Below are 21,629 nucleotides of genomic sequence, written 5' to 3'. Positions count from 1 at the left end.
ACAGACAAGGAACGACCATGGACTTCCTTCCGACACTCTGGTTCATCCTGATCGCCGTTCTCTGGACCGGCTACCTGTTCCTCGAGGGCTTCGACCTCGGGGTGGGGATGCACGTACTGATCTCCGCCCGCAACGAGACCGACCGTCGGGTCATGCTGAACACGATCGGCCCGGTCTGGGACGGCAACGAGGTGTGGCTGATCACAGCGGCAGGGGCGACGTTCGCCGCATTCCCCTTCTGGTATGCGTCGCTTCTCTCCACGTTGTACGTGCCGCTCGTCATCCTTCTTCTCGCACTCATCTTCCGTGCCGTCGCCATCGAGTACCGCGGCAAGGGGTCGACGGAACGCTGGACCCGATCCTGGGACGTCGCACTCGGCGTCGGCTCGCTCGTCGCTGCGTTCAGTGTCGGCGTCATGCTCGCCCTCACGACGACAGGGCTGCCGATCAATGCGAACGGCGACGGCACCGGCGGACCGTTCGGCTGGTTCAACGTCTGGGCCGTGGTCGGTGGACTCGCGGTGGTGGGGTTCTGCCTCGCGCACTCCTCGGCGTTCCTTGCGCTCAAGACCGAGGGGGACGTGCGGGAGCGCAGCGGTCGCTTCGCGGTGCGATGGATGCCCGTCCTCCTCATCCCGATCACCGCCTGGGTCGTCGGCGTGCAGCTCATGAACGGCAAGGCATATACCTGGCTGCTGGTCGCCGCCGCCGTCGTGGCAGCCGTGTTCGCGTGGCTCTCCGCTCGCAAGGCCAGGGAGGGCAGGGCATTCGCCGGCCTCGGGCTCTTCCTGCTGCTGGGAACGGCATCGATCTTCGCGAACGTCTACCCGAACGTGCTGCCGTCGACCGTGAGCCGTGCGTACGACCTCACCGTCGCGAACGCGTCGAGCTCTCCGTACACGCTCGGCGTCATGAGCGTTGTCGCTGCGTTCGGCATTCCGCTCGTGCTGGCCTACCAGGGCTGGACCTACTGGGTGTTCCGCAAGCGCATCGGCGGCGCGAGCATTCCGAAGGCGAAGCCGGTGACAGCGGCGGTGAAGGTGCGATGACCGTCACCCCGGTTCGCACGTCGCCGGCCGAGGGGCTCGCCGAGGTCGGCAGGATGCGGATGCTCCTTCTCGGCCTGCTCGGAGCACTGAAAGCACTCGGCATCGTGCTGGTCGCCGACGCCCTCGCGACCGGTATCGTGACCGTCATCGCTCACGGCGACGTCGGGATGGCCGTCGTCGAAGGCATCGCGGGAGCGCTCGTCCGCGCCGCCGCGGTCTGGGGGCTGCGTGTCGCGTCCCAGTCGACCGCAGCAGGGGTGAAACGCGACCTGCGTCACCGCTCGGCCGCCGCCCTGCTGCGGCGGTCAGACAACGGGGTGGGCACCGACGCGGCGCTCGTCACGACGGGACTCGACGACCTGGACGCCTACTACACCTCGTATCTGCCGTCGCTGGTGACCGCCGCGACGGTTCCGCTTCTCGTCGGCGTGCGCATCCTCTCCGCCGACTGGGTGAGCGCACTCGTCATCGTCGTCACCGTTCCGCTCGTGCCGCTCTTCATGGCGCTGATCGGCATGCACACCAGGGATCGCGTCGCGGCGTCGCTCGATGCCCTCGGGCGACTGTCTGACCACCTCGTCGAGCTCGCCAGGGGGCTGCCCGTGCTGGTCGGGCTCGGCCGGGCTCGCGAGCAGGCCGCCGCTCTCGAGGACATCTCCGAGGACCACCGCGCGCGCAGCATGACGGCACTGCGCACCGCGTTCCTCTCCGCTCTTGCGCTCGACCTGCTCTCGACCATCTCGGTCGCGATCGTCGCCGTGCTGGTCGGCATCCGGCTGCTGAACGGCGACCTCACCCTCGAGGCGGGGCTGGTCGCGCTCATCCTCGCGCCGGAGTGCTACGCCCCGATCCGCGAGGTCGGAGCCGCGTTCCACGCCTCAGATACCGGGCGCGAAGCCCTGCGCCGGGTGCGTGCCGTCTTCGACCGCCCGTTGTCTCGCTCGGGTGCGTCGAACGCCGTGCTGTCCCCGGCATCGCCTACTGACCCGACGATCGCCGTCGGCGACCTCTCGGTGACCTATCCGCTCCGGACGGAACCGGCTGTGCGGTCGCTGTCCTTCGCCGCGCGGCCCGGCGTCACTCTGCTCTCCGGCCCGAGCGGCAGCGGCAAGTCCACGTTGATGGCCATCCTCGCCGGTCGTGGCGCACTGCTGGAGCCCGACGCCGTCGTGACCGGCGAGCTCTCGCTTCCGGCCGCCGAGCAGACGGTATGGATGCCCCAGCATCCGCACTTCTCCTCGCAGACCCTCACCGCCGAGCTCGCCCTGTACGGCGCGGGCGGCACCGACAGCGGCACAGGCTCGCTGGCCCTGCTCGATCGCGTCGGCCTGAGCGCGCTGGCGGACCGCTCGCCCGACGAGCTGAGCCCCGGCGAGGCCCGCAGGCTGGCGTTCGCCCGCGTGCTCGCCGCCGTGGACGCTGGCGCGACGCTTGTGCTGCTCGACGAGCCGACGGCCCACCTCGACGATGAGTCGGCATCTCGCCTCCGCGACGAGATCGCCGCGTTGCGCGGTACGGCGTCTGGCCGGGCCCTCACGGTCGTCCTCGCGTCGCATGACCCGGCCCTGCACGAGCTCGCCGACCAGGTGGTGCCCGTCGGTTCATCCGCCGTGTCGATTCGCCCCATCCATGGCATCCGTTCCGAATCGGAGCTGCACGCCGGCGCAGACATCGCGACCGCGACACCGCGCACAGAGACGACTGGAGCATCCAGTGACACCTCGTCGCCCGCGGTGCCGACACGCGGTGCAGCGTGGGCCGAGCTGCGCGCGTTCCTCCGCCCGGTGCGCTGGCGCATGCTGGGCGCCATGCTCGTCGGAGCCCTCTCGACGGCCTTCGCCATCGCGCTCACCGCGGTGTCTGGATGGCTCATCGTGCGCGCCAGCCAGGAACCCGCGATCATGTACCTGCTCGTCGCCATCGTCGGCGTGCGGTTCTTCGGCATCGGTCGCTCCGTGCTGCGATACGCAGAGCGGCTGATGACCCACGACGCTGTCCTGCGCGCGGTCACGGGGCTGCGCCTTCGGCTCTGGCGCGGGCTCGCCGCGAAAGGACCGTCAGGACGGTCGGCGCTCTCGCCCGCGAACACCCTTCGCACGCTCGTCGGCGCGGCCGACCGGGTACGCGACCTCGTTCCGCGCGTCGTTCAACCCCCGGTCGCGGCAGCCGTCGTGTTCGCTGGTGCCGTCGTCACGCTCTGGCTGATCTTCCCGACCGCAGCGGCGCTGATCGCCGGGTGCGGGGCGGTCGCGCTGATCGCCGCACCCGCGGTCGCCGCCACGGGCGCCAGGAGCGCGGCACGTCGCGGCGAGGCGGCTCGGGACGACGTGCTGACCTCGTTCACCGGGCTTCTCGTTGCGAGGGACGATCTCACGCCGCACGCGGCGGAGGGCGTGCTCGGGCGCATCCGACGTGCGGATCTCGCCGCTGCCGGCAGCGAGCGACGCGCGGCGCTCGTGGAGGGCATGGCGTCCGCGCTCGTCGTGCTGGCGTGCTGTGCAACCGCGGTCGTCATGTTGCCGCTGTGCGCGGCCGCAGTGTCGTCCGGCGCTCTCCGGCCCGAACTGGTCGCCGTGCTCGCGCTCGTGCCGCTCGCCCTCATCGAGCCTCTGTCCGACACCGTCGCGGCAGCGGCCAAGGCGCCGGCCCTTGCCGAGGTGCTCGGCACCGTCGCGGGCGCTGTGACCGCGGAGCAGGTGCCAGCAGCAGAGTCGAAGGCGACGGATGACGAAGCACCGGTCATCCACGGTGTCGGGCTCCGCGACGTAGCGTTCCGCTACGACGGCGCCGTGCGGCCCGTGTTCACCGGAGTGTCCGGCACCGCCGACAAGGGGGAGTGGCTCGCGGTGACGGGTCCGAGCGGATCGGGGAAGTCGACCCTGCTCGCCCTGCTGCTGCGGTTCGTCGATCCCGAGACCGGAACCTACGTTCTGCAGACGGAGAACGGCACGATGGATGCCCGTGCCCTGTCACCCGACACCCTCCGCACGCGCATTGCCTGGTGCCCGCAGGAGGGTCACCTGTTCGACTCGACCCTGCGCGCGAACCTCGCCATCGCTCGCGGCCGCGAGGACCGGCCGACCGATGCAGAGCTGATGGATGCCGTCACGCGCGTCGGCCTTGCACCGCTCGTCGCCACGCTGCCCGACGGTCTCGACACCAGGATCGGCGCGGCGGGCGGCAGGCTCTCCGGGGGCCAGCGTCAACGTGTCGCCGTTGCACGCACCCTGCTGACCCGCTGCGACGTCATCCTGCTCGACGAGCCGACGGCACAGCTCGACGAGCAGGCATCGACCGCGTTGATGAGCGATCTGCGTGGCGCGCTGTCGCACGCGGTCACCGTTCTCGTGACGCACGACGCCGACGAGGCACGAGTCGCCGACCGCATGATCTCGCTGGGGAGCGCGTCGTCTTCCGGTCGGGAGGCGGGCGCATCGGCGGTCTCACTGGCAGCCTGAGCGGACCCTCAGCGGCCTTCTGAACGCACCCTCAGCGCGCCGCGGGCGTGCTGCCCCTTGCCTTCGGAATCGGCTGGATATCTTTGCCCCGTGAGATGGCCGATCCGCTTGTGGGTGATCGCCGCGGTCGCGTTGATCGCGGCGGTGGCTGCGCTGCTCACGGTCGCCCCGACGGCGGCCGCGACCGCCTCGACGGGGCCTGTGCGATACCGCCTTCACCCCGACGTTCCGACGCCGAATCCGGCCGACGTGATCGAGCGTCCGGCACACGGTTACGCGCACGGACCGCTCCTGCTCTTCCTGCCGGCGACCAGAGCCCTTCCGTCCGACTACCTGGCGTTCGCGGACACCGCGACCCACGTCGGCTATCACGTGCTCTCGCTCGCGTACTACAACTCGGGCCGGTCGATCGCGCGCACCTGCGGGGTCGACGCCGCGTGCTACACGAGTGTGCAGACCAACCGGCTCGACGGCGGAGCTCCTTCCCGATTCAGCCGGGTCGGTGACGAGGGCGGCATCCTTCCGCGGTTCGCGGCAGCCATCCATGCCGCCGCCGCGCGCGACCCTCACGGACACTGGTCGCGGTACCTGTCACACCACGGTCCGGTCTGGAACGACATCGTGGTCGCCGGACACTCCCAGGGCGGGGGAGAGGCAGCGTTCATCGCCCACCTGCACAGGGTGCGCGGAGTGCTGATGTTCTCGTCGCCGGTGGATGACGACCGTGGCGTCATCCCGACGTGGATGCACACCGTCGGCGCGACGCCGGCCTCGCGCATGTACGCGTTCGACGCCGCGAACGACATGTACGTGAACCGCATCGTCGGTTCGTGGCGTGCTTTGGGAATCCGCTCGCCGATCGACTTCGGCTCTCCCGTCGCCGGCGCCCACCTCCTCATGACGCATTACCCTCTCGGCACCCCCGTGCAGGCGCACGGTCGCACGGTCACCGACGCGTCGCCGGGAGCGGCCGCAGGACATCCCGTCTTCGAAGCGAGGTGGACGTGGATGCTCCGCCGCACCTTCTCACCGGCACCGCCGACAACCGTGTCAGCACAACCGACGGAAGGCACCCGCACGGGCCGCACATAGGAGCCGCCGCTAGCATCGACAGGTGACAAGGGAGAGAACGAACGGTGTCCCGAGCGCGACGATCGGGGAATTGCTGGCTCGACGAGCCGCCCAGAACGGCGACCGGATCTACCTCGAGGATGCCCGCAGCGACCGGTCGCTGAGCTACGCGGATGCCCTTGCCGCGACCTCGTCCTTCATCTCGGATGCCGCTTTCGACGGCCGCACGACGGTGTTCATCGACGAGCCGGACCCGCTGGTCTTCGCGGTCGCCCACCTCGCGACCGTCGCCGCAGGACATCGATCCGTGCCGCTGGATCCCGCCATCACCGTCGACGACATCGCCCGTCTCGCCGGACTGGTGCAGGGGCCGAAGGTACTCGTGACCGCCTCTGAGGTGCGGGCAGCAGGCGCAGGGGTCGACAGACTGGCACCACCGACGCTGGATGTCGACCCTGTGGCCCGACCGGCGGGCGCGGACCGCGAGTCAGGCGTGCAGGAACGGGCATCCGTGTTCCGCGTGGGCGGCTCCGCGATGCTGTTCACCTCGGGCTCAACGGGAACACCCAAGGGCGTCGAGCTCGGCGCCGACCAACTGCTGTTCGTCGGCTCGGCCGTTGCAGCCCACCTCGGCCTGACGCCCGAGGACCGCGGCTACAACTCGCTTCCGCTCTTCCACATCAACGCCGAGGTCGTCGGCCTGCTCTCGACCCTCTCCGCCGGCTCGGCCCTCGTGCTCGACCGCCGCTTCCACCGAACGGGCTTCTGGCCGCTGATGGCCGAGCGCGACATCTCGTGGATCAACGCCGTTCCCGCCATCCTCGCCGTGCTCGCGACGGAACCCATCGCCGCTCCGCCGCGACTGCGGCTCATCCGAACGGCATCGGCGCCGCTGCCCGGCCCGGTCGCCGAGGCTTTCGTCGGCATCCCGCTCGTCGTCAGCTACGGCATGACAGAGGCGTCGAGCCAGATCACCGCGACCCCTGTCGACGCGCCCCGGCCCGGAACCGTCGGCATCCCCGTCGGCACAGAGGTGCAGGTGCGGAGCGAGGGGATGACCGTGCCTGCCGGCACCGTCGGCGAGCTGTGGATCAGAGGAAGCGGCGTCGTGACGTCGTACTTCGGCGGCGCCGCCGCTGATCGCTTCGACGCTGACGGATGGCTGCGCACAGGCGACCTCGGCTCGGTGGACGCCGACGGCTACGTGACCCTCGCCGGCCGCGTCGACGATGTGATCAATCGAGGCGGCGAGAAGGTCTATCCGCTCGAGGTCGAAGAGGTGCTGCTCACCGACCACGACGTGCGCGAGGTGGTCGTGGTGGGCGCACCGGATGACGTGCTGGGCTTCGTTCCGGTCGCCTTCGTCATCCCTGCCGACGCGGAGCGAGACGAGGAGCGCGATCGTCTGCTCGTCGAACGACTCACCGCACTCGCGGAGGAGAAACTGCCGCGGTTCAAGAGGCCCCGCACGATCACGGTTGTGGAGGACGTGCCGCGCGCTGCGACCGGAAAGGTGCAGCGCGTGCGCCTGCGCACCGCCATCGCCGACGCCGCTGCGACGCCCGGGGAGTAAGCCCGGGCGCCCAGCGTTGGGCGGCGCTACCGCTGGCCGGTGAGCGCCGCGTCCTCCTCCGAGACCTTCGGGAAGACGGGCTTGGGCCGCATGACCCCGGCGAGCACCGTCGCCGCGACGAGGATGCCGATGGACAGCCCGAACGGCCAGGCGAACCCGCCGGTCCAGTCCACGAGGGCGCCGACCACGATCGGCGAGATGATGCCGGCCACGCCGAAGCCGGTGTTCATCATGCCGCTCGCGGTTCCAGACCACATCGGTGCGACATCCATCGGGATCGCCCAGAGCTGCGCGTTCGTGAGCTCCAGGAAGAAGAACGACAGGGCGAGCGCGACGACAGCCGTCACGAGCGGGGGAGTGAACACCAGCGGAATGAGGCAGACGCCAGCACCGATGAAGCCGATCAGCAGCAGGGTCCGGCGTGCATTCCGGGCGTTTCCGCTGCGGCGCAGCAGCCAGTCGCTCGCGACTCCGCCGAGGGTGTCTCCCACGACGCCGCCGATCAGGATGAGCGAGGTCAGCAGACCGTACTTCGCGACATCCTGGTGGTAGATGCTCGAGAGCAGGGTGGGGATCCAGGTGAAGAACACCCACGCGACCCAGCCGTATGCGAAGTCCACGAGGGTGACGGGGAGGATCGTCAGAGCGAGTCGCTTCCACGGAACGGGCGGCAGGTCGGCGGCCTTCGGGATGTCGGGCACCTCGGCCAGTTCCTGCTTGGTGATGCCCTTCATGTCCTTAGGGCGATCGCGGAACATGGCGTACCAGATCAGCGCCCACAGCATGCTCAGGATGCCGACGTAGATGAACGACGAACGCCAGCCGCTCCAGAGGATCATCGCGGCGACAGCGATGGGTGCGACGGCGGTGCCCAGCCTTGATGCAGAGTGCACGATGCCCTGAACGAAGCCGCGCCTGTCTTTCGGCACCCATCGGCTCATCGCCTGAGTGGCCGTCGGGAACGTCGCCGACTCGCTGAGGCCGAGGATGGCTCGGGCGATCAGCAGCGTGACGAGCCCGGTGACGAGACCCGTGAACACGGTGGAGAGACCCCAGATCAGGCCGAGGATGAGCAGGCCGCGCCGCGGCCCGATCTTCTCGCCGATCCAACCGCCGAAGATCTGCAGGAACGCGTAGAACAGCGCGAACACGGAGGCGGCGAGGCCGAACTGCGCGTTGGTGAGGTGGAACTCCTTGATGATGCTCGGGCCGGCCGTCGCGATGTTGTTCCGGTCGAAATACGCGATGAAGTACATCACGCAGAGCAGGATCACGACGCGTCCGCGACGTCTGTGCCAGAGGATGGGGGTGCCGTGTGTCTTGGTCGCGGTCGCTGTCGCTGTTGCCGTCATCGTCTCGATCCGTCAAGGGAACTCTGAATGAATTCTCTGAAATCTACCCCGTGACTGTGTGTGCCCCGAGTGCCGCTCTCAGCATTCCGCTGTGAATGCCCCTCCGCTGGTGGAGTGGTGCGCGCGAGGGGTGCACACGTATCGAGACCGCGGACGTCGGGTTCCGCCCTGAGCGTGATCCCCGGCGAGCGTCGGGGGGTGTTCCTAGACTCGAAACCATGCAGCCCACCCGTGCCGTTCGCCCGTTCGAGGTCGTCAGCGAGTACGCCCCGAGCGGCGACCAGCCGCAGGCGATCAAGGAGCTCGCGGCCCGCATCAACGCGGGAGAGACCGACGTCGTTCTGCTCGGCGCGACGGGAACAGGAAAGTCGGCGACGGCCGCGTGGCTCATCGAGCAGGTGCAGCGCCCGACGCTGGTGCTCTCGCATAACAAGACGCTCGCCGCCCAGCTCGCCAACGAGTTCCGCGAGCTCATGCCGCACAACGCGGTCGAGTACTTCGTCTCGTACTACGACTACTACCAGCCGGAGGCCTACGTCCCGCAGACGGACACCTTCATCGAGAAGGACTCGTCCATCAACTCCGAGGTGGAGCGACTACGGCACTCGACGACCAACTCCCTGCTCAGCAGGCGAGATGTCGTGGTGGTGTCGACGGTCTCCTGCATCTACGGTCTCGGTGCCGCCGAGGAGTACCTCGACGCGATGGCCGCGCTCCAGGTCGGTCAGAACATCGGCCGCGACCGACTCATCCGCATGTTCGTCAACATGCAGTACCAGCGCAACGACGTCGACTTCTCGCGGGGCAAGTTCCGGGTGCGCGGAGACACCATCGAGATCATCCCGGTCTACGAGGAGCACGCGATCCGCATCGAGCTGTTCGGTGACGAGATCGAGGCGTTGTACTCCTTGCACCCGCTCACCGGCGAGGTGATCAAGCAGCTCGACGCGGTCTCCGTGTTCCCCGCCACGCACTACGCGGCGAGCCCGGAGACGATGCAGCGCGCCATCGGCACGATCAAGATCGAGCTGGAAGAGCGTCTGCAGGAGCTGGAGCGGCAGAACAAGCTGCTCGAGGCGCAGCGGCTGCGCATGCGCACCACGTTCGACCTCGAGATGATGGAGCAGATCGGCTTCTGTTCTGGCATCGAGAACTACTCGCGTCACATCGACGGCCGGGCACCGGGCGAAGCCCCGCACTGCCTGCTCGACTACTTCCCCGACGACTACCTCGTCATCATCGACGAGTCGCACGTCACGGTTCCGCAGATCGGCGCCATGTACGAGGGGGATGCCTCGCGAAAGCGCACCCTCGTCGAGCACGGCTTCCGCCTGCCGAGCGCCCTCGACAACCGACCGCTGCGCTGGGAGGAGTTCGAGGACCGCGTCGGCCAGACCGTCTACATGTCGGCAACTCCCGGTCGCTTCGAGATGGGCGTCGCCGACGGCGTCGTCGAGCAGATCATCCGTCCGACAGGGCTCGTGGACCCCGAGGTCGTCGTCAAGCCGACCAAGGGCCAGATCGACGACCTGCTCGAGGAGATCCGGGTGAGGGTCGAGCGCGACGAGCGCGTGCTCGTCACCACGCTGACCAAGAAGATGGCAGAGGAGCTCACGGACTACCTCGCGGAGGCGGGGGTACGGGTGCGCTACCTGCACTCCGACGTCGACACGCTGCGAAGGGTCGAGCTGCTCACCGAGCTGCGGCAGGGCGTGTACGACGTGCTCGTCGGCATCAACCTTCTGCGAGAGGGACTCGACCTGCCCGAGGTGTCGCTCGTTGCCATCCTGGATGCCGACAAGGAGGGCTTCCTGCGCTCCTCGACGTCGCTCATCCAGACGATCGGCCGTGCGGCCCGCAACGTCTCCGGCGAGGTGCACATGTACGCCGATGTGCTCACCGACTCGATGAACCAGGCGATCGACGAGACCAACCGGCGCCGCGAGAAGCAGGTCGAGTACAACCGCGTCAACGGCATCGACCCGCAGCCGCTGCGCAAGCGCATCGCCGACATCACCGACGTGCTGGCGCGCGAGGGTGCCGACACGCAGAAGATGCTCGCGGCACGCGACAAGGGCGGCAAGAAGAAGTCGCCGACACCGAACCTGCGCCGTGAGGGCATCGCCGCAGAGGGCGCACAGGAGCTGGAGTCGCTCATCGCCGACCTCAACGATCAGATGCTGGCCGCGGCAGGCGAGTTGAAGTTCGAGCTCGCCGCCCGTCTTCGCGACGAGCTCGCCGATCTCAAGCGCGACCTCCGCCAGATGGAGAAGGTCGGGCACGCCTGAGCCGCTGGAGACACGCCTGAGTCGCGGAAGACGCCGCGACGCCTGGGCGGCGTCGCAGGCACCTGGCGCGGAGCGCTAGCGTGAACGGATGAGCAGCAACGAGGCGACGGGCAGGCGGATCGCCCTCGTCGTCGCGGTCTGCGTGCTCGGGCTCGTGGTGATCGGCGGCGTGCTGGTCGCCGGACCGCTCCGCGCAGGACCACCGAGATGGCTGCCGACGGCCGGTCCGGTCATCCCGCCGCCGCCCGCTTCGTTTCCCGCACACACCGCAGGCACCCCGGCGCCTGCTCCGCAGAACTCCACGCCCCCTGAGGAGTTCCACCTCTGGCTCGTGTACGCCCTGATCGGCTCGCTCGTGCTCGCCGGCGTGCTCATCTACCTGATCCGGCGGATGCTGCGCCGCTCGGGGACGATCACCGAGGAGCGGGCCGCGCGGGTCGCCCCGGCGACGGCGGCAGCACCTGCCGCCCGCACCGACGAGCCGGCGGCGCCGGTCGTCGCGGAGGGAATCGAGCGCGCGATCCAGCTGCTCGACGAGACCAGAGAGCCCCACGACGCGATCGTCAAAGCCTGGCTCGGGCTTCAGGATGCCGCGGCAGGCTCCGGGGTGCGTCGTCATCCTTCCGAAACGCCGACGGAGTACACCGCACGCATCGTGACCCGTTTCGGCGCCGATCGGGATGCGGCGGACACCCTGCTGTCGCTGTACCAGGGGGTGCGATTCGGGTCGCACCCGGTCGACGAGGAGACGGTCGCCGTTGCCCGCTCGTGCCTGACACGGCTGCGGGAGTCCTGGCACGCGGGGGCGGGCCGATGACCGACGACAGGCCGGACCGCCGCCGGCTCTCCGGCGGCCGGATCACGGCGTCGATCGTCGTCGGGCTGCTCGCCGGCGCGTTGCTGTGGCTCTTCGGGGTGGACACGTGGTTCGCCGTCGCGGTCGGATTCCTGATCACCGCGATCGGGTTGGCCTGGGCCGCCTACAGCGGTCCGAGTGCCGTGAAGTGGCCGCAGGAGAAGCCTTCGCCGCTCCCCGGCACCCGCTCAGACGTCGTACGGCTGGCATGGGCGCTCCAGGGGCGCAGAGGTTCCGTGCGAGAGCCAGGTTTCCGCGCGTTGCGTGAGCTGGCGTCACAGCGACTCGCGCGGCACGGGCTCGATCTCGCCGCTGAAGAAGACCGCACGGCCATCGTCGCGCTGATCGGGGAGCCGGCGTATGCCGCGCTGCACCCGGTGCGGGGCATCCTGCCGTCGTTCGGCGCGGTGACGAACTGCCTCACCGCGCTCGAGACGATCGACCGACCGAAAGGACAGCACGCCCAGTGAACGACCAGACAGTGCCGCAGCCCGACGAGATCTCACGGCTCGCGAACGACATCCTGCGCGCGGTCGAGCAGGTGGTGATCGGCCAGTCGCGGCCCCTGCGCATCGCCCTCGCGAGCATCCTCGCCGGCGGCCACGTGCTCTTCGAGGATGTCCCGGGGCTCGGCAAGACGCTCGCGGCACGCAGCCTCGCGCAGGCGTGCGGACTTCCCTTCCGCAGGCTGCAGTGCACGCCCGACCTTCTGCCTGCCGACATCACGGGGTCGTACGTCTACGCGCCGTCGTCCGGCGAGTTCGTGTTCCGCCCGGGGCCGGTGTTCACCGGCCTGCTCCTTGCCGACGAGCTCAACCGAACGGCGCCCAAGACGCAGTCGGCTCTGCTCGAGGCCATGGCGGAAGGGCAGGTCACCGTAGAGGGCACGAGCTTTCCGCTGCCGACGCCGTTCCACGTCATCGCGACGGCGAACCCCATCGAGTACGAGGGCACGTACGCGCTGCCCGAAGCGCAGCTCGACAGATTCCTGGTGCGGCTGAGCGTCGGATACCCCGATCGTGCGGAGGAGGAGCGCGTTCTCGCGAACCGCATCGCGCGCCGCACCGAGGTGGCCGTCGTCGACGCCGTCACCGACGCCGAAGGGCTGCGTGGCATGCAGGCGGGCGTCGAGCGCGTGCACGTCGACGCGGACATCATGCGGTACTGCGTCGACCTCGCGGCTGCCACCCGTGCCGATCGGGCCGTCGAGGTGGGCGCGTCGCCGCGCGGATCGCAGGCGCTGATGCTCGTCGCGCGCGCCCTCGCGGTGATCGACGGACGAGACTTCGTGACCCCTGACGACGTGAAGCAGGTCGCGGTGCCCGCGCTGGCGCACCGCCTCACCCTGACGCCGGCCGCGTGGGCGGCAGGCACCGATCCGTCGCACGTCGTCGAAGGCATCGCCTCCGCGGTGCCCGGGCCCCCGACCGTCGCGAGAAGCGAAGCGGTCTGATGAGCTGGCGTCGCACGGCAGCACCGGCCGCCGGCGCGGTGTGCGCGCTCGTGCTCGCCGCAGCGGCCGTCGTCTTCGGGCGCGCCGACGTCGCGGTCATCGCGGTCGCCCTCTTCGCCGCGGTCGTGCTCGGATCGCGGTCACGCCGACCCGATCGCGCCGTGCACGCGGCTCTGGCACAGGAGGTCGGGAATCCGGGCGAGACCGCGCGGACGGGAGTGGTCGTCGCGGTCACGGCGGACGACGACGTCGACCTGGTTCTTCTGCGCATGACGGCCCTCGGCTTCGAGTCGCAGAGCATCGCGGTCGCGCCGCCGTCGAACGTCTCTGTCGACATCCCGCTGGCGCACTCCGGAGAGCAGGAGCTCATCGCGATCGAGCTGCGTGGCGTTGCGGGCGATGCTGCGTCGATCTCGGATGCCATCGGACGGGCATCGTTGCACACCGTGGCGGAGCCGACGGCGATTCAGGCGCCGTTCCTGCCCCTGCCCGCCAGACTCAGGGGGCTCGCCGGCGGTCACCAGTCGTCGCGCCCGGGTGACGGAGGCGAGTTCCGCGACATCCACCCGTTCGCGCCGGGCGACCGCCTCCGACGCATCGACTGGAAGGCGACCGCCCGCCTCGGCAGGCGGCCAGGCGATCTCTTCGTGCGTCGAACGAACGCGACCTCGGACGCCGATGTCGCCATCGTGTTCGACGACGCCGACGACGTGGGGGAGGCCGTCGTCGAGTGGACCCTCGGCGATCCGACGCTCAGCGGCACGACCTCGCTGGATGTCGCACGAGACGCCGCCTGGAGCCTCGCGTCCGCGTACCTCGCGGCAGGCGACGCAGTGTCGTTCCAGGTGCTGTCGCGGGCGAGGGGCGCCGTGCCGAGGGGCAGCGGGGGACGGCACCTCGAACGGCTCAAGGCGGCGATCGCGCAGACCGCCCCTCATCCTCGTCTGCTCAGCAGGGCGCGCACGCCGCTCGTCGCGCCCGGAGCCCTGATCGTGCTGCTGTCCAGCTTTCTGGAGGGCGACGCCGTGCGTCTGGCAGCGCTGTGGCGCGCCGCCGGCCATCGGGTGCTTGCGATCGACACGCTTCCACGGCTCAACTCGCGCGGATTGAACCGCAGGCAGCTGGTGGCGCTTCGCATCGTGCTCGGCCTGCGCGAGGAGCGCCTTCACGAGCTTCGCGCCATCGGCGTCGACGTGCTCGCCTGGGACAGCGACCCGATCGAGCTGCACGCGACACTGCGCGCGCTGGCGACTCCGAGGCGGGCATGAGCGATCGACTGCACGCCAGGGTCTCGGCCGGGCCGGTCATCCCCGGGCTGTCGCCGCGGATCGCCATCGCGCTGATCGGATGCGGCGCCGCGCTCACCGTGATGCCGACGCCGTTCTCGTACCTCGCCGTCGCGCTCGCCCTGCTCGGCGCGCTGTTCCCTGCGACCCTCGCAGCGTGGGGCTGCGCCCTGGTGCTGGGTCTTGCGGCGCTCGCCCGCACGCCGGATCCGACCGACTGGCGGTTCTACGTCACGCTCGCCGTCGTTCACCTGCTTCACGTGCTGGGGGCGCTCGCTCTGGTCGTGGAGCCGGGAGGATCGCTTCAGATGCGCGCTTTGGCTCGACCCCTGCGACGCTGGCTGGTGGTGCAGGTACCGGCTCAGGCGGTGCTGGCTCTGGTGCTCGTCATCGCCGGCTCGTCCGCTGTGCACGGGCTGCCTCCACAGACTCTCGGGATCTTCGCTGTGATCGCGGCGGCGTGCGTCGCGGCGATCATGGTGCTCACGCTGCGGAGGCGCTGATGCGGGCGGCGTGCTCGCGGTACATCGCCGCGTGCTCCAGCAGGTCGGAGCGTCCAGTCTCGGCGGCGCGCTCGTCGGTGAAGTCAGCGAGCTCCCGTAGTCTCGCCGTCATCGTCTCGATCACATGCTCCGGAGTGGTGTCGCCCGGAACGGTGTCAGCACCATAGGCCTCCAGCAACAGTTCGAGACGCTGGGACCGCTGCGTCTCATCCGGCGCCGACGGCTCGTCGAGGTAGGGCACGAGCCGGTATGCGAGATAGGCGATGTCCCACACCCGCGGGCCCGGGGAGAGGGTGTCGAAGTCGATCACGCCGGTCAGAACGGCCGCGGCCGTGCGCGCCCCGTCCACACCATCAGCGCCGACAACTCGGTCGGCGTCATCCACACCATCAGGGCCAAGAACACCGTCCAGATCGAAGACCAGGTTGTACTGCGCGAAGTCGTTGTGACAGATCACCTCAGCGGGAGCGTGCGCCGGAAGACGCCACTGAGCGTCCTCGGGGGAGTATCCCGTCGTCGCGTCGTGCCATGCGCGGAGCATCCGTGCCGCCTGCACCAGCACCGACTCGTGCCACACCCATGACGGCATGGGATAGGCGGGAACGACGCCGGGGACGTACGACACGATCTCCCGACCGTCTGCCGCGAAGCCCAGCGGTTCGGGGATGGCGGTCATCCCTTCCGATCGGGCGTGCGCCAGCACGGCGTGCACCGTGGGGGTCCACGGACCGGCCTCCCTCAGCACGGTGCCGCCCCTGCGGCTCACGGGCGTGACGTTGCCGCCGTCCAGCCGCTCTTCGTCCAGATGCTCGAGATCTCCGTCTGCCATCGCCGCCACCCGTGAAAGCTACCGCGAGCCACCGACACTCCAGCCCCGAGCGGCCCGCCGGCGGACCCCCGCTCCGCTTCGCTGAGGGCGAATGTCGGGGGGTTTACCTAGACTTTCGGGGTGTCGATCTCGAAAGTGGAAGCCCACTCCAAACTGAGCGTCCGTGGCGCGCGCGTACACAATCTACGCAACGTCGACATCGAGATCCCGAGGGACTCTCTCGTGGTCTTCACGGGGTTGTCGGGGTCGGGAAAATCGTCGTTGGCCTTCGACACCATCTTCGCCGAGGGACAGCGTCGTTACGTCGAATCGCTCTCTGCATACGCCCGTCAGTTCCTCGGCCAGGTGGACCGTCCAGACGTCGATTTCATCGAGGGTCTGAGCCCCGCCGTGTCGATCGACCAGAAGTCCACGAACCGCAACCCGCGGTCGACGGTCGGCACCATCACCGAGATCTTCGACTACATGCGCCTGCTCTGGGCACGCATCGGAGTTCCGCACTGTCCGATCTGCGGTGAGGTCATCCAGCGCCAGACCGTTCAGCAGATCGCCGACCAACTCATGGAGCTCGAAACCGGCACCCGGTACCTCGTGCTCAGCCCTGTGGTGAAGCAGAAGAAGGGCGAGTTCGTCGATCTCTTCGCCGAGCTCTCCGCCGCCGGTTACTCGCGTGCCCTTGTGGATGGCGAGCAGATCCAGCTCTCCAGCCCGCCGACGTTGAAGAAGCAGTACAAGCACGACATCTCGGTGGTCGTCGACCGTCTGGTCGCGGGCCCCGACATCCTCACCAGGCTCACCGACTCGCTCGAGACCGCGCTCTCGCTCACCGACGGTCTGGTCGCGATCAACCTCGTCGACGAAGAGGGACCGGATGCCACCCGCACGTTCAGCGAGAAGCTGGCGTGCCCCAACGGCCACCCGATCCAGCTCACCGAGATCGAGCCGCGCACCTTCTCCTTCAACGCACCCTTCGGTGCCTGCCCGGAGTGCTCCGGCCTCGGCACCCGCATGTCGGTCGACGAGGAGCTGCTGCTCGGCGACCAGACCCTGAGCATCTCAGAAGGCGTCATCCTGCCGTGGAGCACGCAGGGCAAGGGCCTGTACCAGTACTACGACAAGCTGCTCGACGGTCTGGCGCGCGATCTCGACTTCGATCTGCAGACGCCGTGGGACGAGCTGCCTCGCGACGTCCGTGAAGCAGTGCTGCGCGGCAAGAACTTCAAGGTCAAGGTCAAGTGGCGCAACCGCTACGGCCGTGAGCTCAGCTACACCTCCGGCTTCGAGGGAGTCGTTCCCTACATCGAGCGGCAGTACCTGCAGGCCGAGTCCGACACGCAGCGTCAGCGGTGGTCGGAGTACCTGCGCGAGGTGCCGTGCCCGGTCTGCGGCGGCAAGCGCCTCAAGCCCGAGGTTCTCGCCGTGCTCATCCACGGCAGCAGCATCGCGGATGTCGCCGACCTGAGCCTTGCGGACGCCAGGGCGTTCATGAACAAGCTCGAGCTGACCGAACGCGAGCAGGTCATCGCCGCGCAGGTGCTGCGCGAGATCAAGGTGCGGCTCGACTTCCTGATCCAGGTCGGGCTCAACTACCTGAGCATGGGTCGCGCCGCTGCGACCCTGTCCGGCGGAGAGGCGCAGCGCATCAGGCTCGCCACCCAGATCGGCTCGGGACTCACGGGCGTGCTCTACGTGCTCGACGAGCCGAGCATCGGTCTGCACCAGCGCGACAACCGGCGGCTGATCGACACGCTCGTCGCACTGCGGAACCTCGGCAACACGCTCATCGTCGTCGAGCACGACGAAGACACCATCCGCACCGCCGACTGGATCGTCGACATCGGCCCGGGCGCCGGCGAGAACGGCGGCCGAGTGGTGCACTCCGGAACCTACGACGATCTCCTTGAGAACACGGCGTCGCTGACCGGCGACTACCTCGCCGGTCGCCGGGCCATCGAGACGCCGGCGACAAGGCGTCAGATCGACCCGACCCGGGTCATCCGCGTCGTCGGGGCGAAGGCGAACAACCTGCGCGACGTGACGGTCGACTTCCCGCTCGGAGCGTTCGTGGCGGTCACGGGCGTGAGCGGATCCGGCAAATCGTCGCTGGTGAACGACATCCTGTACCGGGTGCTGGCGAACCGGCTCAACGGTGCCCGCAAGGTGGCGGGAAAGCACTCCCGGGTCACGGGGACCGAGCAGCTCGACAAGGTCGTACACGTCGACCAGGCGCCGATCGGCCGCACCCCGCGGTCGAACCCCGCGACCTACACCGGTGTGTTCGACCGCATCCGCACGTTGTTCGCCGAGACGGCGGAGGCGAAGGCCAGGGGATACCTCCCTGGCAGGTTCAGCTTCAATGTCAAGGGTGGTCGCTGCGAAGCGTGCTCCGGCGACGGGACGATCAAGATCGAGATGAACTTCCTGCCCGACGTCTACGTCGCGTGCGAGGTGTGCGGGGGAGCACGGTACAACCGCGACACCCTGCAGGTGCACTACAAGGGCAAGAACATCGCCGAGGTGCTCGACATGCCGATCTCCGAGGCTGCGGACTTCTTCCGGCCGATCTCGGCGATCCATCGTTACCTGCAGACCCTTGTGGATGTCGGACTCGGTTATGTCCGGCTCGGGCAGAGCGCGACGACCCTCTCCGGCGGTGAGGCGCAGCGCGTGAAGCTCGCCACCGAGCTGCAGCGCAGAAGCAACGGGCGCAGCGTCTACGTGCTCGACGAGCCGACGACCGGTCTGCACTTCGAAGACGTGCGCAAGCTGCTCGACGTGCTGAACAGCCTGCTCGACAAGGGGAACACGGTCATCGTCATCGAGCACAACCTCGACGTCATCAAGTCCGCGGACTGGATCATCGACCTCGGCCCGGAGGGCGGCTCGGGCGGCGGCAAGGTCGTCGCGACGGGCACGCCCGAGCACGTGGCGACGGTGAAGGGCAGCCACACCGGCGTCTTCCTCAGGGAGATCCTGGAGGCCGAGCGCCGCGACGAGCAGAAGACCGCCTGAGCCGCGATGGCAGACACCGTTCCCTACCGCCCCAAGTCGAGTGAGATCCCCACGCAGCCGGGCGTGTATCGCTTCAGAGACCCGAAGAAGCGCGTGCTCTACGTCGGCAAGGCGAAGAACCTCCGCGCACGACTGACCAACTACTTCCAGCCGCTGCGCAGCCTGCACGAGCGCACCAGGCGCATGGTCACCACCGCGGCGTCGGTGGAGTGGACAGTCGTCGCCAACGAGTTCGAGGCCCTTCAGCTCGAGTACACGTGGATCAAAGAGTTCAACCCTCCGTTCAACGTGCAGTTCCGCGACGACAAGACCTATCCCTACCTCGCCGTGACGCTGGCCGACGAGGTGCCGAGGGCCATGGTCACGCGCAACCGCGGCATCAAGGGCGCGCGCTACTTCGGGCCGTACACCAAGGTGTGGGCGATCAGGGAGACCCTCGACCTCATGTTGAAGGCCTTCCCGATGCGCAGCTGCTCGGACGGCGTCTACCGGCGTGCACAGCTCACCGGAAGGCCCTGCCTGCTCGGCGACATCGGCAAGTGCGTCGCGCCGTGCGTCGCACGGGTGACGCTCGAGGAGCACCGTGAGGTCGCCGACGACTTCGTCTCTTTCATGGCGGGCAACGACACCCGGTACGTCAGAGCGCTCGAGCAGCGCATGCGCGACGCCGCCCAGACGCAGGAGTACGAGGCGGCCGCGCGTTACCGCGACAGCATCCAGGCCATGCGCGCCGTGATGGAGAAGACCGCCGTCGTGTTCTCCGAAGACGTGGACGTAGACGTCTTCGGCATCGCCGACGACGAGCTCGCCGCTGCCGTGCACCAGTTCATCGTTCGGGGCGGCCGCATCCGCGGAACGCGCAGCTGGGTGGTCGACAAGGAGCTCGACGTCGAGGTGGCCGAGCTCATCGAGACCGTTCTGGAGAACGCGTACGACGGCGAGTTCGCGCCGCCGCGCGAGATCCTGGTCCCCGTCCTGCCGGATGACACGGCCGAGCTCGAGCAGTGGCTGGGCGCCCGCCGCACCGAGGCAGCGGAATCGACCCGCACCCGTGGAGCAACGCCGACGAAGGTGCGACTGCACGTCGCGCAGCGCGGTGAGAAGGCCGCCCTCGCGCAAACGGCGGAGACCAACGCCAAGAACGCGCTCATGCTCTACAAGACCCGACGCAGCGCGGACTTCGTCGCACGGTCCCAGGCGCTGGAAGACATTCGCGACGCTCTCGGCATGAGCGAGGCTCCGCTGCGCATGGAGTGCTACGACGTCTCGCATCTCTCGGGAACGAACATCGTCGCGTCGATGGTCGTCTTCGAGGACGGCATTCCGCGCAAAGACCAGTACCGCAGGTTCAGCATCCCCGCGTCCACCGACGACACCGAGTCGATCTACCAGGTGCTCAGCCGCAGGCTGGCCTACCTCGCTGCGGGCGAGGACGAAGCGACGGCGGATGGCGGGGAAGCGCCGACCACGCCGCGCAAGTTCTCCTACCCGCCGCAACTTCTCCTCGTCGACGGCGGGCAGCCTCAGGTCGCCGCCGCACGCAAGGCGCTCGAAGAATCGGGTGTCAGCGGCATCCAGCTCGCGGGCATCGCGAAACGGCTCGAAGAGCTTTGGCTTCCGGATTCCGACTTCCCGGTCATCCTGCCCCGCAACAGCGACGCCCTGTTCCTGGTGCAGCGCATCCGCGACGAGGCTCACCGCTTCGCGATCACCTACCAGCGCGCTCGTCGCAAGCACGACATCTCGTCGCAGCTCGCCGAGATCCCCGGCCTCGGACCCGCACGTGTGCGCGAGCTGCTGAAGCACTTCGGCTCGGTCGCGCGCCTGCGCCAGGGCACCGTCGAGTCGATCTCCGAGGTGCGCGGCATCGGGCCGACGCTCGCCGCGGCCGTGCACGATGCTCTCCACGACGGTCAGACTCCTGCGCCAGCCCCGGCGGAGGAGAACACACCATAGGCTTGGGGCAACGTCAGCGCTTTCGATCGGGGTGGGGGATGACCGAGGAGCGACCCGAAGAGGCGAGCGGCCAGCATCAGGAGCTGCTCATCGTCACCGGCATGTCCGGTGCAGGCAGGTCGACGGTCGCCAACGCGCTCGAAGACCTCGACTGGTACGTCGTCGACAACCTGCCGCCGCAGATGCTCCGCCCGCTGGTCGATCTCGCCGGAAGGGCCGGGTCGACGCTGCCGCGCATCGCTGCGGTCGTCGACGTGCGAGGCAGAGGGTTCTTCGCCGACCTGCGCGAGATGATCCAGACCCTGCGAGGGGGTGAGAGCGTTCGCGTGCTCTTCCTCGACGCCACGGATGCCGCACTGGTGCGCCGCTTCGAGTCGGTTCGCCGTCCGCACCCGCTGCAGGGAACGGGCACCATCCTCGACGGCATCATGGCCGAGCGGGAGCGGGTTCGCGAGCTTCGCGAGTCTGCCGACATCATCATCGACACCTCCGACCTCAACATCCACCAGCTGGCCGTCGAGATCAACGACATCTTCGCCACAGAGGATTCTGCGGACATCCAGTTCACGGTCGTGAGCTTCGGGTTCAAGTACGGGCTGCCGTCCGACGCCGACCTGGTTGCCGACGCACGCTTCCTGCCCAACCCGTTCTGGCAGCCGGAGCTGCGCGCTCTCACCGGATTGGACGACGAGGTGCGCGACTACGTCTTCGCGCAGCCGGGCGCCACCGACTTCGTCAACGACTACTCGCGCGCTCTTCGGCCGGTGCTCGAGGGGTATCGCCGAGAGAACAAGCGCCACGCCACCATCGCGGTAGGCTGCACGGGGGGAAAACATCGCTCGGTGGCCATCGCCGAAGCGCTGGCCGTGAGGCTGCGCGAAGAACCTGGCGTGGCCGTCGCGATCAAGCACCGCGACCTCGGCAGGGAATGAGGTCGACCGCG

Annotated in this window: 15 protein-coding genes; 13 read left to right on the top strand and 2 right to left on the bottom strand. The window is 68.8% G+C overall.

Annotated features, from left to right (window positions below):
- Positions 1 to 17: 17 nt before the first annotated feature.
- From cydB to ACYVDN_RS03840, 4 genes are all read left to right on the top strand, one after another.
- On the top strand, positions 18 to 1,049 hold the full coding sequence (gene cydB / locus ACYVDN_RS03855; RefSeq protein ID WP_460568627.1) for a cytochrome d ubiquinol oxidase subunit II: 1,032 nt from the start codon (positions 18 to 20) through the stop codon (positions 1,047 to 1,049).
- Positions 1,046 to 4,507: a thiol reductant ABC exporter subunit CydC gene (cydC, locus tag ACYVDN_RS03850; protein ID WP_460568625.1), complete on the top strand. Its 3,462-nt coding sequence runs from the start codon at positions 1,046 to 1,048 to the stop codon at positions 4,505 to 4,507. Before cydB ends, cydC begins: the two co-directional genes overlap by 4 nt.
- Before the next feature lie 90 nt (positions 4,508 to 4,597).
- Positions 4,598 to 5,599 carry a BPSS1187 family protein gene (locus ACYVDN_RS03845; RefSeq protein WP_460568623.1) on the top strand — a complete coding sequence of 334 codons (1,002 nt, stop codon included), beginning with the start codon at positions 4,598 to 4,600 and terminating at the stop codon, positions 5,597 to 5,599.
- 22 nt (positions 5,600 to 5,621) lie between these two features.
- The gene (locus tag ACYVDN_RS03840; RefSeq protein ID WP_460568621.1) at positions 5,622 to 7,151 is read left to right on the top strand and encodes a class I adenylate-forming enzyme family protein; all 1,530 of its coding nucleotides are present in this window, start codon (positions 5,622 to 5,624) and stop codon (positions 7,149 to 7,151) included.
- Between the two features lie 26 nt (positions 7,152 to 7,177).
- On the opposite strand, the gene ACYVDN_RS03835 is transcribed toward ACYVDN_RS03840, so the two are convergent.
- The gene (locus ACYVDN_RS03835; RefSeq protein WP_460568619.1) at positions 7,178 to 8,503 is read right to left on the bottom strand and encodes an MFS transporter; all 1,326 of its coding nucleotides are present in this window, start codon (positions 8,501 to 8,503) and stop codon (positions 7,178 to 7,180) included.
- 218 nt (positions 8,504 to 8,721) lie between these two features.
- Here ACYVDN_RS03835 and uvrB point away from each other — a divergent pair, with 218 nt between their 5' ends.
- The 6 genes from uvrB (at position 8,722) to ACYVDN_RS03805 (ending at position 14,889) form a co-directional block, all read left to right on the top strand.
- Positions 8,722 to 10,791 (top strand): excinuclease ABC subunit UvrB, encoded by a 2,070-nt coding sequence (uvrB, locus tag ACYVDN_RS03830; RefSeq protein ID WP_460568617.1) that lies wholly within the window; start codon positions 8,722 to 8,724, stop codon positions 10,789 to 10,791.
- 88 nt (positions 10,792 to 10,879) lie between these two features.
- On the top strand, positions 10,880 to 11,608 hold the full coding sequence (locus tag ACYVDN_RS03825) for a DUF4129 domain-containing protein (protein WP_460568615.1): 729 nt from the start codon (positions 10,880 to 10,882) through the stop codon (positions 11,606 to 11,608).
- Positions 11,605 to 12,117, top strand: coding sequence for a hypothetical protein (locus tag ACYVDN_RS03820; RefSeq protein WP_460568613.1), 513 nt, complete (start codon positions 11,605 to 11,607; stop codon positions 12,115 to 12,117). Before ACYVDN_RS03825 ends, ACYVDN_RS03820 begins: the two co-directional genes overlap by 4 nt.
- The gene (locus tag ACYVDN_RS03815) at positions 12,114 to 13,100 is read left to right on the top strand and encodes an AAA family ATPase (protein ID WP_460568611.1); all 987 of its coding nucleotides are present in this window, start codon (positions 12,114 to 12,116) and stop codon (positions 13,098 to 13,100) included. Before ACYVDN_RS03820 ends, ACYVDN_RS03815 begins: the two co-directional genes overlap by 4 nt.
- On the top strand, positions 13,100 to 14,368 hold the full coding sequence (locus ACYVDN_RS03810; protein WP_460568609.1) for a DUF58 domain-containing protein: 1,269 nt from the start codon (positions 13,100 to 13,102) through the stop codon (positions 14,366 to 14,368). Before ACYVDN_RS03815 ends, ACYVDN_RS03810 begins: the two co-directional genes overlap by 1 nt.
- Positions 14,365 to 14,889, top strand: a complete 525-nt coding sequence (locus tag ACYVDN_RS03805; RefSeq protein WP_460568607.1) for a hypothetical protein — start codon at positions 14,365 to 14,367, stop codon at positions 14,887 to 14,889. The genes ACYVDN_RS03810 and ACYVDN_RS03805 overlap by 4 nt, the downstream gene beginning before the upstream one ends.
- Here ACYVDN_RS03805 and ACYVDN_RS03800 read toward each other — a convergent pair.
- Positions 14,870 to 15,718 carry an aminoglycoside phosphotransferase family protein gene (locus tag ACYVDN_RS03800; protein ID WP_460568605.1) on the bottom strand — a complete coding sequence of 283 codons (849 nt, stop codon included), beginning with the start codon at positions 15,716 to 15,718 and terminating at the stop codon, positions 14,870 to 14,872. The genes ACYVDN_RS03805 and ACYVDN_RS03800 overlap by 20 nt on opposite strands.
- A gap of 120 nt (positions 15,719 to 15,838) precedes the next feature.
- Between ACYVDN_RS03800 and uvrA the strand changes: the two genes are divergently transcribed.
- The 3 genes from uvrA to rapZ are packed head-to-tail and all read left to right on the top strand — an operon-like array spanning position 15,839 to position 21,618.
- Positions 15,839 to 18,730, top strand: coding sequence for an excinuclease ABC subunit UvrA (gene uvrA, locus ACYVDN_RS03795; RefSeq protein ID WP_460568603.1), 2,892 nt, complete (start codon positions 15,839 to 15,841; stop codon positions 18,728 to 18,730).
- 6 nt (positions 18,731 to 18,736) lie between these two features.
- Positions 18,737 to 20,686, top strand: a complete 1,950-nt coding sequence (gene uvrC / locus ACYVDN_RS03790) for an excinuclease ABC subunit UvrC (RefSeq protein WP_460568601.1) — start codon at positions 18,737 to 18,739, stop codon at positions 20,684 to 20,686.
- Positions 20,687 to 20,724: 38 nt separating this feature from the next.
- The gene (gene rapZ, locus ACYVDN_RS03785) at positions 20,725 to 21,618 is read left to right on the top strand and encodes a RapZ family nucleotide-binding protein (protein ID WP_460568599.1); all 894 of its coding nucleotides are present in this window, start codon (positions 20,725 to 20,727) and stop codon (positions 21,616 to 21,618) included.
- The last annotated feature ends 11 nt before the right edge of the window (positions 21,619 to 21,629 follow it).

The organism is Humibacter soli (genome assembly GCF_054779035.1).
Note: the sequence above shows the minus strand (reverse complement) of the source record. Positions and strands in the feature narration are given on the sequence as shown.

Coding starts and splice junctions, on each gene's coding strand:
- cydB (WP_460568627.1), top strand. CDS start 18: ATGGACTTCCTTCCGACACTCTGGTTCATCCTGATCGCCGTTCTCTGG.
- cydC (WP_460568625.1), top strand. CDS start 1,046: ATGACCGTCACCCCGGTTCGCACGTCGCCGGCCGAGGGGCTCGCCGAG.
- ACYVDN_RS03835 (WP_460568619.1), bottom strand. CDS start 8,503: ATGACGGCAACAGCGACAGCGACCGCGACCAAGACACACGGCACCCCC.
- uvrB (WP_460568617.1), top strand. CDS start 8,722: ATGCAGCCCACCCGTGCCGTTCGCCCGTTCGAGGTCGTCAGCGAGTAC.
- ACYVDN_RS03825 (WP_460568615.1), top strand. CDS start 10,880: ATGAGCAGCAACGAGGCGACGGGCAGGCGGATCGCCCTCGTCGTCGCG.
- ACYVDN_RS03820 (WP_460568613.1), top strand. CDS start 11,605: ATGACCGACGACAGGCCGGACCGCCGCCGGCTCTCCGGCGGCCGGATC.
- ACYVDN_RS03810 (WP_460568609.1), top strand. CDS start 13,100: ATGAGCTGGCGTCGCACGGCAGCACCGGCCGCCGGCGCGGTGTGCGCG.
- ACYVDN_RS03805 (WP_460568607.1), top strand. CDS start 14,365: ATGAGCGATCGACTGCACGCCAGGGTCTCGGCCGGGCCGGTCATCCCC.
- ACYVDN_RS03800 (WP_460568605.1), bottom strand. CDS start 15,718: ATGGCAGACGGAGATCTCGAGCATCTGGACGAAGAGCGGCTGGACGGC.
- uvrC (WP_460568601.1), top strand. CDS start 18,737: ATGGCAGACACCGTTCCCTACCGCCCCAAGTCGAGTGAGATCCCCACG.
- rapZ (WP_460568599.1), top strand. CDS start 20,725: ATGACCGAGGAGCGACCCGAAGAGGCGAGCGGCCAGCATCAGGAGCTG.